At 73.2% G+C, this 11,860-nt stretch carries 9 protein-coding genes; 4 read left to right on the top strand and 5 right to left on the bottom strand.

All coding sequences use genetic code 11. The annotated features are described in order from the left end of the window. Positions 1-19: 19 nt before the first annotated feature. From ACIPPM_RS27250 to ACIPPM_RS27235, 4 genes are all read right to left on the bottom strand, one after another. On the bottom strand, positions 20-1,150 hold the full coding sequence (locus ACIPPM_RS27250) for an aromatic ring-hydroxylating dioxygenase subunit alpha (protein WP_401452533.1): 1,131 nt from the start codon (positions 1,148-1,150) through the stop codon (positions 20-22). After that, complete coding sequence (solA, locus tag ACIPPM_RS27245; RefSeq protein ID WP_401452531.1) at positions 1,147-2,316, bottom strand: N-methyl-L-tryptophan oxidase; 1,170 nt, start codon at positions 2,314-2,316, stop codon at positions 1,147-1,149. Before solA ends, ACIPPM_RS27250 begins: the two co-directional genes overlap by 4 nt. Positions 2,317-2,344: 28 nt before the next feature. After that, on the bottom strand, positions 2,345-4,825 hold the full coding sequence (locus tag ACIPPM_RS27240; RefSeq protein WP_401452529.1) for an FAD-dependent oxidoreductase: 2,481 nt from the start codon (positions 4,823-4,825) through the stop codon (positions 2,345-2,347). A gap of 243 nt (positions 4,826-5,068) precedes the next feature. Further along, on the bottom strand, positions 5,069-5,812 hold the full coding sequence (locus ACIPPM_RS27235; RefSeq protein WP_401453090.1) for an IclR family transcriptional regulator: 744 nt from the start codon (positions 5,810-5,812) through the stop codon (positions 5,069-5,071). Positions 5,813-6,183: 371 nt separating this feature from the next. Between ACIPPM_RS27235 and ACIPPM_RS27230 the strand changes: the two genes are divergently transcribed. Beyond that, positions 6,184-6,516, top strand: a complete 333-nt coding sequence (locus ACIPPM_RS27230; RefSeq protein WP_393607283.1) for a bifunctional 3-phenylpropionate/cinnamic acid dioxygenase ferredoxin subunit — start codon at positions 6,184-6,186, stop codon at positions 6,514-6,516. A 31-nt stretch (positions 6,517-6,547) separates the two neighbouring features. Then, a complete protein-coding gene (locus tag ACIPPM_RS27225) occupies positions 6,548-7,720 on the top strand; it encodes an NAD(P)/FAD-dependent oxidoreductase (RefSeq protein WP_401452526.1) in 1,173 nt (390 codons plus the stop codon). A 57-nt stretch (positions 7,721-7,777) separates the two neighbouring features. Here the strand turns inward: ACIPPM_RS27225 and ACIPPM_RS27220 are convergent, their stop codons facing one another. After that, positions 7,778-8,305 carry a hypothetical protein gene (locus ACIPPM_RS27220; RefSeq protein ID WP_401453088.1) on the bottom strand — a complete coding sequence of 176 codons (528 nt, stop codon included), beginning with the start codon at positions 8,303-8,305 and terminating at the stop codon, positions 7,778-7,780. 417 nt (positions 8,306-8,722) lie between these two features. On the opposite strand from ACIPPM_RS27220, the gene ACIPPM_RS27215 reads away from it, so the two are divergent. After that, positions 8,723-11,419 carry a nitrate- and nitrite sensing domain-containing protein gene (locus ACIPPM_RS27215; protein ID WP_401452524.1) on the top strand — a complete coding sequence of 899 codons (2,697 nt, stop codon included), beginning with the start codon at positions 8,723-8,725 and terminating at the stop codon, positions 11,417-11,419. Then, complete coding sequence (locus ACIPPM_RS27210) at positions 11,416-11,850, top strand: roadblock/LC7 domain-containing protein (protein WP_389004511.1); 435 nt, start codon at positions 11,416-11,418, stop codon at positions 11,848-11,850. Before ACIPPM_RS27215 ends, ACIPPM_RS27210 begins: the two co-directional genes overlap by 4 nt. Positions 11,851-11,860: the final 10 nt, after the last annotated feature.

The following is an 11,860-nucleotide window of genomic DNA, read 5'->3' as shown; positions in this document are numbered from 1 at the left end:
TCCTACCCCGCTTCGGCCCTCACGGAGCCTGTTCGCCCAGCTTCTCCAGCAGCCAGCCGTGGAACGCGCCGATGTGGTGCTCGGTCGGCACCAGCACCCCGCCCCCGCGATAGGCGCGCGAGGACATCGCGGGCTGGGTGCGCTCGCACGCCTCGAAGTCCTGCACGTTGACCCGGTGGAACAGCTCCGCCGACTTCGACACGTCGGCGCCGGACGCCACCACCTCGGGCGCGTACAGCCAGTCGCACTCCACCACCGTGCGGTCCTCGGCCAGCGGGAACATGCGGTGCAGGATGACGTGGTCGGGGACGAGGTTGACGAAGACGTTGGGCCGGACCGTGATCGCGTAGTAGCGCCGGTCCTGCTCGGCGGCCACCTCCGGGAGCCGGCCGAAGCCCGCGCTGCCGTCCACCGTGAACCCCTCGACACCCGCGCCGAACTCCGCACCGTGGCCCACGTAGTACTGCGCCGCGTAGCCGTCCGCGAACTCCGGGAGCACCTCGGTGAGTTCGGGGTGGATGGTGGCGCAGTGGTAGCACTCCATGAAGTTCTCGACGATCAGCTTCCAGTTGGCCCGCACGTCATAGGTGACCCGCTTGCCGAGGGCCAGGTGCTCGGTGCCGTAGTGCTCGATGGCCGCCGGGTCGCCCAGCCGTTCCACGGCCGCGTGCTGGACGGTCTCCTCGAAGGACGGCGGCTCGTCGGCCAGGCACACCCAGGCGTAGCCCAGCCATTCGCGCAGGGCGACCTTGATCAGCCCGTACCGGTCGCGGTCCACGTCCGGCATGCTCGTCAGGTTGGGCGCGGCGACCAGCTTGCCGTCGAGCCCGTACGTCCAGGCGTGGTAGGGGCATTGCAGGCTGCGGCGGACCTCGCCGGACTCCTCGGTGCACAGCCGGGCGCCCCGGTGGCGGCACACGTTGAGGAAGGCCCGCAGTGCGCCGGTGCGGTCGCGGGTGACGAGCACGCTCTCCCGGCCGACCTGGACCGTGCGGAACGCGCCGGGCCGGTCCAGGTCGGCGCCGCGCACCGCGCAGAACCACATCGACTCCAGCAGCGCCTCCTGCTCGCGCCGGAACACGTCGGGGTCGGTGTAGTAGCGGCCGGGGAGGGTGGCGATCAGGCTGGGGGAGACCGGGTTCGTCGTCATGGCTGGGCTCCTCGGGCGGCCGGGGCGGTGAGACGGGCGGGGTCGAACAGGCCGGTCGGGTGCGCGGTCGCGCCGGTCAGCGCGAGGTCGGCCAGGATCTCGCCGACGACGGGCACGAACTTGAAACCGTGCCCGGAGAAACCGCAGGCCACCGTCACCGACTCCGGGTGCGCGGGGTGCCGGGCGATCACGAAGTGCTCGTCCGGGGTGTTGGAGTACATGCAGGTGGCAGCCTTCAGGAAGGTGCCGGGCAGGTCCGGGATCAGGCCGGCCATGTGGTCAGCCATGGCCCGGACCTCGTGCTCGTGCACGGTCCGGTCGATGGTCTCCGGCGTGGTGACCTGTCCCTTGCGGAAGAAGGCGACCTTGGCGCCCTTCTCGGGGCCGTCGATGGCGGGGAAGCCGTACACCTGGACGCCGTCCGCGTCCTCCCAGATGTAGACGGGGTGCCGCTCCGGCACGAACGGCCCGGTGCCGCCCGTCGGCTGGAACCAGTACATGACCTGCCGCTCCACGGTGATCGGCACCCCGATGTCCACGAGCAGCCGGGGCGCCCAGGCGCCGGGGCAGATCACCAGCTGCCCGGCGGTGTACGTGTTCTCGCCGGTGTGCACGCGCACCCCGTCCCGGTACGGCTCCCAGCGCACCACCGGTTCCTCGAAGCGCAGCTCCGCGCCCTGCCGGGTGGCGAGCTGGAGATGGGCGGCGACCATGTTCTCCGGGCGCAGCAGGCCCGCCTTCGCCTCGAACAGGGCGACCTCGTCGTCGGCCGGGGTGAGGGTGGGGAAGCGGCGGCGGATCTCCTTGGCGTCCAGCATCTCGTGGGGCAGGTCCCACTCGGTGGCCGAGCGCAGCGAGCCGGAGACGGTACGGGAGTCCGGCGGGCCGACCATCGCGCCGCCGCACAGGATGGCGACGTCCCGGCCGGTGGCCCGCTCCAGCTCCTCGTACAGCTCGTAGGCCCTCAGCAGCAGGGGTACGTACGCCGGGTCCTCGAAGTAGGACTGCCGGGTGATGCGGGAACCGCCGTGGCTGGAGCCCCGGTCGTGCACCGGGCCGAACTTCTCCAGCCCGAGCACCCGGGCCCCGCGCGCGGAGAGATGGTGGGCGGCGGCGCTGCCCATGCCGCCCAGTCCGATCACGATCACGTCGTAGGTGGGGGACACTTCTGCGGACCTCCTGGGGTGGGAGTCGTCAGCGGCGGATGCGGGTCATCTCCGGGTCGAACAGCGGCTCCTCGGCGACCGTCGCCGGAACCTTCTCGCCGAAGTACTCGATGTGCACGCCGGTGCCGGGGGCGAGGCCCGCCGGGAGCCACGCGTAGGCGACGCACCGGCCCAGCGTGTAGCCGTAGGCCGCGCTGGTCACGTAGCCCGCCGTCGTGCCGTCCACCGAAACCGGTTCGCTGCCGAGTACCACGGCGGCCGGGTCGTCCAGCAGCAGCGGGGTCAGGCGGCGGGTCGGCTCGGGGCGGTCGCGCAGGGCGTCCCGGCCGACGAAGTCGCCCTTGTCCATCCGGACGGCGAAGCCGACCCCCGCCTCGGCCGGGGTGTGCTCGGCGGTCATGTCGGTGCCCCAGGCGCGGTAGCCCTTCTCCAGCCGGAGCGAGTTGAACGCCGACCGCCCGGCCGCGATCACCCCCAGCTCCCGGCCCGCCTCCCACAGCGTGTCCCAGAGACGGAGGCCCAGGTCGGCGGTGGTGTACAGCTCCCAGCCCAGTTCGCCGACGTAGCTCAGCCGCATGGCCGTGACGGGGACATGCCCGAGGTGGGTCCGCTTGGCCCGGAAGTAGCCGAAGCCCTCGTGGGAGAAGTCCTCGGCGGTGAGCGGCTGGACCAGTGCGCGGGCCAGCGGGCCCCAGACGCCGACGCAGCAGGTGCCGGAGGTGATGTCCCGGATGTGTACTCCCGCTGGGGCGTGCCGGAGGAGGTGGTCGAGGTCGGCGGGGGAGTTGGCGCCCACCTGGAAGTGGTCTTCGGCCAGCCGGGCCACGGTGAGGTCGGAGCGGATGCCGCCGGACTCGTCCAGCAGCAGGGTGTACGTGACCGCGCCTGGCTTCTTGCGGAGCTTGTTGGTGGTCATGCGGTCGAGGAAGTCCAGGGCGCCGGGGCCGGTCACCTCCAGGCGGCGCAGCGGGGTCATGTCGTACAGGGCGACGCCCTCGCGGGTGGCGCGGGCCTCGGCGGCGGCGACGGGGGACCAGTGGCGGGCCGACCAGGGGTCGCGTTCGGGCAGCTCCGCGCCGAGGGAGGCCACCAGCGGGGCGTTCGCCTCGTACCAGTGCGGGCGCTCCCAGCCACCGCCCTCCAGGAAGTGGGCGCCGAGCCGCTCTTGCCGGGCGTGGAAGGGGCTGACGCGCAGCGGGCGTGGCTGCTCGATCGGCTGGTGCGGGTGGACGACGTCGTACACCTCGACGAACTGCTGCGACCCGCGTTCACGGACGTACGCGGGTGAACGCTGCGCTTCCTCGAATCGGGTGACATCGCAGTCGTGCACGTCGATCGACGGACGGCCGTCGACCATCCATTCGGCCACCGCCCTGGCCACACCCGCGGAGTGCGTGACCCACACCGCCTCGGCCAGCCAGAAACCGCGCAGTTCACGGGTCTCCCCGAGCAGCGGCATGCCGTCCGGGGTGAAGGAGAAGACCCCGTTGAACCCGCTCTCCACCTCCGCCGCGCGCAACGCGGGCAGCAGCCGCCGCGCGTCGGCCCAACTCGGCGCCCAGTCCTCCTCGGTGAAGGGATACGAGGACGGCATCTCCATGTCCCGCGCCCGCGCCTCGTCGTACGAGGGCACACCGAACGGGTCCACGGGCAGCGGCCGGTGCGCGTAGGAGCCGATGCCGATGCGGTCGTGGTGCTCCCGGAAGTACAGGTCGGCGTCCTGGAAGCGGAGGATGGGCCAGGTCGCCTCGCGGGACGCCCCGCTCAGCGCGGGCAGCGGCCGGGTCCGCGCGTACTGGTGCGCCAGCGGCTGCAACGGCACGTCGATCCCCGCCATCCGGCCGATCACCGGCCCCCAGAAGCCCGCCGCCGAGACGACATGGTCGGCGGGGAAGACGCCCCGGTCGGTGACGACACCGGTGACCCGGCCGTCCGCCCGCTCGACGCCGGTGACAGTGTGCCGGTCGAGGAACCGGGCACCCCGTGCGGTGGCCCGGTCGAGCTGGGCCCGGCAGGCGGGCAGGGCGCGGGCCAGCCCGTCGTCGGGAGTGTGGAAGCCGCCCAGCACCATCGACTCGTCCAGCAGGGGCCAGAGTTCCTTGCAGCGGGCGGCGCTCACCACCTCGCCGTCCACGCCCCGGGCGGCGGCGAGTCCGGCCCTGCGGTGCAGGTCGGCGAGGCGTTCGGGGGTGGTGGCCAGCTCCAGGCCGCCGACGGGGTCGAAGCAGGGGACGCCGTCGTGGCGGAGCGAGCCGAACTTCTCGACGGTGTACCGGGCGAACTCCGTCAGCGTCTTCGAGGGGCTGGTGCGGAAGACGAGCCCCGGCGCGTGGGAGGTGGAGCCGCCGGGGGCGGGCAGCGGGCCCTGTTCGAGGACGGTGACGTCCGTCCAGCCGCGGGCGGTCAGCTCGTCGGCGAGGGAACAGCCGACGATTCCGGCGCCGACGATGACGACGCGCGGGGAGATCTCGGGGGACGGGTGCGTGCGTTCTTCGGGCGTGGCGGACATGCCCCTCCTTGTACGGGCGGGGACGGGGGACCGAGGACCGAGCGTCCCGGGCTGCCGTTGCGCAGTGCACGATGTGTTGCGTGGTGAGGAACATACTGAGAACGCGGTGAACGCACCGTCAAGAGGTGCGCGTCAACCCTTGGTAAACGAATCCGGGCCGCCGAAACCGCCCCGACACACGCCCGCCCGAACCCCCTGCACACGCCTGCCCGAACCCCCTGGACATGTCCGCCCGGCCCTCCGTCAGAAGCCGTAACCCATCCGTCGGGACAGCTCCTCGCCCGCCGCCGCCATCCGCTTCGCCACCACCGACAGCCGCTCCGGGCCCAGCCGGTACACCGGGCCGGACACGCTGATCGCCGCGATCACGTTGCCGTCGTGGGCCCGGATCGGCGCGGCGGCGGCCGCGAGGCCCAGCTCCAACTCGTCGGTGGTCACGGCGTATCCCCGCTCCAGCACGGTCTCCAGCTCGGTCCGCAGCAGCGCGGCCCCGGTGACCGTGCGCTCGGTGAGCCGGGGCAGCGGCCGGGCGAGGAAGCCCTCGCGCAGGGTGAGCGGCATGTGCGCGAGCAGCACCTTGCCGCTGGAGGTGGCGTGCAGCGGGGTGCGCCTGCCGAGCCAGTTCTGCGCGGTGACGGAGGCGGTGCCGCGGGCCTGCATGACGTTGACGGCGGCGTCGTCGTCGAGCACCGCGATGTTCACGGTCTCGCCGAGTTCGTCGGCGGCCTCCCGGCAGACGGGGACGCCCTCCTGGGAGATGTCCAGCCGTCCCGCCGCCGCGCCCGCCAGGCGCAGCACACCGGCCCCCAGGTAGTACTTGCCGCGATCGCCGGTCTGGGTCACCAGGCCCCGGTTCTCCAGGACGCCCAACAGCCGGAACGCCGTGGACTTGTGCACGTCCAGCTCGTCGGCGATCTCGGTGACGCCCGCCTCGCCGTGCCGGGCGAGGATCTCCAGCACGCTCACCGCGCGGTCCACCGACTGCACGGAACCAGCCGCGCCACGACCTCTGCCGCGCTCCGTGGAATCGTCGTTCGCGCTGGTCTCCGCGCCGCGGTCGGCCCGTTTCCGCGTGCTGCTCATGGCTCGACTCTCCCCATCTGGCGGCCCGGTTCGGGCCGCATCCGCGGGAAGCCCTTGACGCGACGGTCGTCCCGCGCGGATTCTGTTGCGCACAGCGCCAGTTGGTGCGCCATGCGGAACATCATGTTACCGAACAGTCCGTGTCCCGTAAGGGGTGCGGATCTCCTGGACCTGCCCGGTCCACCCCGTGCCACACCCCGATCGTCACCCTCGTATCCCTGCCGTCTGCGCCTATCCGGTCCGGACCGAGCGTCCCGGACCGAGAGGGGGGACCCGTGATTCCCGTCTGCCGTCTCGAAGACCTTCCCGAGGGCGAGTCCGTCCGGCTCGACACCGCCCCGCCGATCGCCGTGTTCCGCACCGACGACGGCTCGCTGTACGCCGTCGACGACACCTGCACCCACCAGGACGCCTCGCTCTCCGAGGGCTGGCTGGAGGGCTGCCTGATCGAATGCCCGCTGCACGCCGCCGCGTTCGACCTGCGCACCGGCACCCCGACCTGTCTCCCGGCCCGGCACGCCCTGCGCACCCACCTCGTCACCGTGGACGACGGCGTGATCCACGTCCAGGTCACGGTGCGCGAGGGAAGCGAAGGAACGGCCGCCTGAACGCGCCCGCGCGGACAAGGAGTCACCGCACATGAGGACCGTGACCATCGTCGGCGCCTCCCTCGCCGGGCTCTACGCGGCCCGCGAGCTGCGCGCCCAGGGATTCGACGGCCGGCTGGTCGTCGTCGGCGACGAACCGCACCCGCCCTACGACCGCCCGCCGCTCTCCAAAGACTTCCTCACCGGCCGCACGGACGAGGACCGACTCGCCCTGACCGACGCCGAGGAGAGCGCCGAACTCGACGCCGAATGGCTGCTCGGCGTCCGCGCGCGGGGACTCGACACCCGGGCCCGCACCGTCCTGCTGGCGGACGGCCGTACCCTCACCACGGACGGGCTCGTCATCGCCACCGGCGCCACGGCCCGTCGCCTGCCCGGAGCCCCCGCCGACGTCCACACCCTGCGCACCCTGGAGGACGCCCGCGCCCTGCGCGCCCGGCTCACCGAGGGCGCGCGACGGGTCGTCGTGATCGGCGGAGGCTTCATCGGCGCCGAGACCGCCGCGGCCTGCGCCGCCCTCGGCCATGACGTCACCGTGCTCGAAGCCGCCCCGCTGCCGCTGCTGCCCCAACTCGGCCCGGAGATGGCCGCCGCGTGCGCCACGCTGCACCACCGGGGAGGCGTACGCCTGCGCACCGACACCGGGGTGACGAGCCTGCGGCGCACCGGGTCGGCCACGGCCGTGGAGCTGGCGGACGGCCACACCCTCACCGCCGACATCGTGATCACCGGCATCGGCGCCGTCCCGAACACCGCCTGGCTGGCGGGCTCGACGCTCGCCCTGGGCGACGGCGTGCTCTGCGACGACGGCTGCGCGACGGCGCTGCCCCAGGTGGTCGCGGTCGGCGATGTCGCCCGCGCCGGGGGCACCCGTGCCGAGCACTGGACCTCGGCCACCGAGCAGCCCCGCGTCGCCGTGACCAACCTGCTCGCCGGACGCACCCTCGCCACCCGGCGGCCGGTGCCCTACTTCTGGTCCGACCAGTACGGCTCCCGCATCCAGTTCGCGGGCCGGTACCGGACCGGGGACACCGTCCGCGTCACCGAGGGCGAACTCCTCGACGAGAGCCCGGGCGAGGCGGGGTTCCTGGCCCGCTACGAACGCGACGGCGAGACGGTCGCCGTCCTCGCGGTGGACCGGCCCCGCCCCTTCACCCGCGCCCGGCGCGAACTCGGCAGAACCACGGCGACCGCCACGAGGTGAACACCCGGACCCGAGCGGGCTCATGGCCCGCCCCGGACCGAGCGGGCCACCGGGACCTCAGGGGTGGGACAGCCGCTTCGCGCCGCCCCGCCTGGCTATCCGCGCCTGGGCCCGCCGCTCGGTCCGCTCCCGCCGCCGCGCCGCCCGGCGCTCCCGGCGCAGCTGCCGGGCCGTGCTGCTGGGCTCGGAGACCACGCCGTACCGCTGGTTCCACACCTGGCGGGTCACCCATACGTCGACCACCGCCCAGGTCGCCACCACCGTGCTCGCCACGCTGCTGATCACCATGGGGAACGCCAGCCAGGACCCGGCCAGCGTGCACAGGAACGCCACCATCGCCTGGATCAGCGTCACCGCGATGATCAGGACCGCCCGCACCGCGGCCGTACGCACCGGGTCCGCCATCCGGCGCTGCCGCGCGGGCTCCTCCACCCACAGCGGCCGGTACGCCGACTGCCGGTCGGCTCTCACGCCCTCCGGCGTGCGCGCCGGTATCCCGCGCTCCGGACCCACCTGGTCCGGAATCCGCGCCGGGCGCTCCGCCACGCTCACCTCGGGCGCATCGCGCCGCTCCGCCGTGCCCATCACCGTGTCACTCCCCACCGCCGGCACACCGCTCGCCCCGCGACCCGAAGGCCCCGGCTCCCCAGTGGCTGCCCGGCTTGCGCTGTTTTACGCGGCCGGGGTGAAGGATGCGGCTCCAATGGCCGATTCCGTCCCCGTCTCCCCATGTGAACGACGCACGAGACGCCTCGAAGATTCCCGACTTGTGAAAATTTCCGGCCAACCGGTGTCCGTACTGTTTCGGCCCGCTTCCCCTGGACCCCTCCCGTCACGGCCGCAATCTCCCCCAATGCCCTGACAACTCGCCATCTCTCGTCCCTCATAAGGGAGTTCACGCATCAGACGCGCCTTCGAGTCACCTGCGAGGCGGTAGTAGGCTCGCGCCGTTCCGAGTCGGACACACGTGCCCCGACCGACGGGGTCCAGCAGGGGGAGGCCATGCGGTTTCGCGGGAAGTCGATCCGCCGGAAGATCGTGGCGCTGCTTCTCGTGCCGCTGGTGTCCCTGATCGCGGTCTGGGGCTTCGCCACCGTGCTCACCGGCAGCGAGCTCGCCCAACTGCTGCGCGTCTCACGCGCCGTGAAGGACATCGGACACCCCACCGAGGACACCGTCCGCGATCTCCAGCGCGAGCGCCGCCAGAGCCTCGTCTACCTCGCCGACCCGCGCGCCGCCGACGCCCTCGCCACGCTGCACCGTTCCCGCACCGCCACCGATCAGGCCGTCGCCGCCCTCCGCGCCAACGCCCGCGACCCGAAGACACGGGACGCGATCCGCGGTGAGGACGGCGAACGCCTCACCACCGCGCTCGACGCCCTCGGCGGCCTCGAAGCCCTGCGCCGCAGCGTCGAGGAACGCACCATCACCCGCGCCGGGGCCCTCGACCTCTACAACCGCCTGGTCGACCCCTGCTACGCCCTGATCGCCGCGGTCGACGGCGTCGACGACGTGGAGATGGACAAGCAGGCCGGAGCCCTCGTCAACACCGGCCGCGCCCGCGAACTCCTCTCCCGCGAGGACGCCATCCTCGGCTCCGCGCTGGTGGTCGGCAGCCTCTCCCGCGAGGAGGCCCGCGAGATCTCCGACCTCGTCGCCCAGCGCACCCTGCTCTACGACGTCAGCCTCCCCCTGCTGCCCGCCCCGGAACGCGACCGGTACGCCGGCTACTGGCGCAACGCCGCCACCGCGCCCCTGCGGACGGCGGAGCGTGACGTCATCGACACCGGCGCGGGCATCCCGCGCGGTGTCACCACCGCCAGCTGGCACGCCGTCGCCGGGGGCGTCCTCGAGGACCTCGGCACCATGGACGACCAGGCCGGTGCCCGCTTCCGCGACCGGGTACGGCCCGTCACCTACGGCGTCATCGCCCAGGCCGCCGTCGCGGGCATACTCGGTCTCGCGGCCATCCTCGTCTCCCTCGTGCTGTCCGTACGCGTCGGCCGCCGCCTCATCCGCGACCTGAAGCGGCTGCGGACCGAGGCGCACGAGGCGTCCGCGGTGCGGCTGCCCCACGTGATGCGCCGCCTCTCCGCGGGCGAACCGGTCGACGTGGAGAGCGAGGTGCCCCACCCCGAGTACGACCAGAACGAGATCGGCGAGGTCGGCCGCGCCCTCAACACCCTCCAGCGGGCCGCCGTCGAGGCCGCGGTGAAGCAGTCCGAGCTGCGCGCCGGGGTCTCCGAGGTGTTCGTCAACCTCGCCCGCCGCAGCCAGGTGCTCCTGCACAAGCAGCTCACCCTGCTGGACACCATGGAACGCCGCACCGAGGACACCGACGAACTCGCCGACCTCTTCCGTCTCGACCACCTCACCACCCGGATGCGGCGCCACGCCGAGGGCCTGGTCATCCTCTCCGGCGCCGCACCCTCCCGGCAGTGGCGCCGCCCGGTACGGCTCATGGACGTCGTCCGTGCCTCCGTCGCCGAGGTGGAGGACTACGAGCGGGTCGAGGTACGGCGGCTGCCCCGCGAGGCCGTCATCGGCCCCGCCGTCTCCGACCTCACCCACCTCGTGGCCGAACTGCTGGAGAACGCCACCCTGTTCTCGCCGCCGCACACCCACGTCCATGTGGTGGGCGAGCGGGTCGCCAACGGATTCGCCCTGGAGATCCACGACCGCGGCCTCGGCATGACCGCCGAAGCGCTGCTCGACGCCAACCTCCGGCTCGCCGAGACCCCCGAGTTCGAGCTGTCCGACACCGACCGGCTCGGCCTGTTCGTGGTCAGCCGTCTCGCCCGCCGGCAGCACGTACGCGTCTCCCTCCAGCCCTCCCCGTACGGCGGCACCACCGCCGTCGTCCTCATCCCCGACGCGCTGCTCACCGACGACGCCCCCGACACCAACGGCATCGGCATCCGGCTCGGCGACCTGTCCAAGGAGACCCAGCGGTCCCGGGAACGCGGCACCGCCCGGCCCGTGGAACGCGACGCCCCGACCGAGCTGGACGCCACCCTGGACCGCCCCGCCCTCGACGCCTCCGCCGACGAGTTCCCCGGTGCGCTCGCGGACGACGACAGCGAACTCGGCGGCATCTTCCGCGCCCGCAGCCTCGCCCCCGCCGACTTCCACGACCCGGCCGCACTCATCCCGCCGCCCCGGCGCGAGCCGCCGAAACTGGTCAGCTCGCACGGCGAACCCGTCGCCTCGCGCGCCGAACCCTTCGCCGCCGAACCCGACGGGCCGCCCCCGCTGCCCACCCGCCGCCGCGGCGACTCCGGCAGGCGCCCCACGCCCCGGACCGCCCGCACCGCCACCGCCGAGCGGCCCGAGACCCCGCCCGTCGGCACCGACGCGCCGCCCCCGGAGCTGCCCCGCCGGACCCGGACCGGCCCCGACACCCCCGACCCGATCAGCGCGGCGGCCGCCCACCCGGCCACCCCCGCCGACCCGGCGCCCGACGACACCGCTCCGCTGCCCAGGCGCGTGCGCCAGGCCAACCTGGCCCCGCAGCTGCGGCGCGACCCCGACCGGCGTCCCGAGAACACCTTCGAGCCCGCCGTACGCGACGCCGACGAGGTCCGCTCCCGGATGGCCTCGCTCCAGCGCGGCTGGGAGCGCGGCCGCGAGGAGAACGCTGAGGGCGACCGAGCCCACAGCGGCACAGCACAAGGAACGACTGAGGGAGACGGTCGATGACCGCATCGAACGCGACCGGCCACACGGACACCAGGAAGAAGGAGCTGAACTGGCTGCTCGACGACCTCGTCGACCGGGTGGCCAGCATCCGCAAGGCCGTCGTCCTGTCCGGCGACGGCCTGGCCATGGGCGTGTCCACCGACCTGACCAGGGAGGACAGCGAACACCTGGCCGCCGTGGCGTCCGGCTTCCACAGCCTCGCCAAGGGCGTGGGCCGCCACTTCGAGGCGGGCAGCGTCCGCCAGACCGTCGTCGAGCTGGACGACGCCTTCCTCTTCGTGACCGCGGCCGGTGACGGCAGCTGCCTCGCCGTGTTCTCCGACGCCGACTCCGACGTCGGCCAGGTCGCCTACGAGATGACGCTCCTGGTCAAGCGGGTCGGCGTCCATCTGGGCAGCGCTCCGCGCAGCGACTCGCCCACGGGCGGGTAGTCGTCAAGAC

It is taken from the genome of Streptomyces sp. NPDC090119 (assembly GCF_044747085.1).
Lineage (GTDB): Bacteria > Actinomycetota > Actinomycetes > Streptomycetales > Streptomycetaceae > Streptomyces.
Note: the sequence above shows the minus strand (reverse complement) of the source record. Positions and strands in the feature narration are given on the sequence as shown.

What these genes read in the sequence shown, in the direction of transcription:
- ACIPPM_RS27240 (WP_401452529.1), bottom strand. Translation starts at nt 4,825, where the DNA reads ATGTCCGCCACGCCCGAAGAACGCACGCACCCGTCCCCCGAGATCTCC.
- ACIPPM_RS27250 (WP_401452533.1), bottom strand. Translation starts at nt 1,150, where the DNA reads ATGACGACGAACCCGGTCTCCCCCAGCCTGATCGCCACCCTCCCCGGC.
- ACIPPM_RS27210 (WP_389004511.1), top strand. Translation starts at nt 11,416, where the DNA reads ATGACCGCATCGAACGCGACCGGCCACACGGACACCAGGAAGAAGGAG.
- ACIPPM_RS27225 (WP_401452526.1), top strand. Translation starts at nt 6,548, where the DNA reads ATGAGGACCGTGACCATCGTCGGCGCCTCCCTCGCCGGGCTCTACGCG.
- ACIPPM_RS27220 (WP_401453088.1), bottom strand. Translation starts at nt 8,305, where the DNA reads ATGGGCACGGCGGAGCGGCGCGATGCGCCCGAGGTGAGCGTGGCGGAG.
- ACIPPM_RS27215 (WP_401452524.1), top strand. Translation starts at nt 8,723, where the DNA reads ATGCGGTTTCGCGGGAAGTCGATCCGCCGGAAGATCGTGGCGCTGCTT.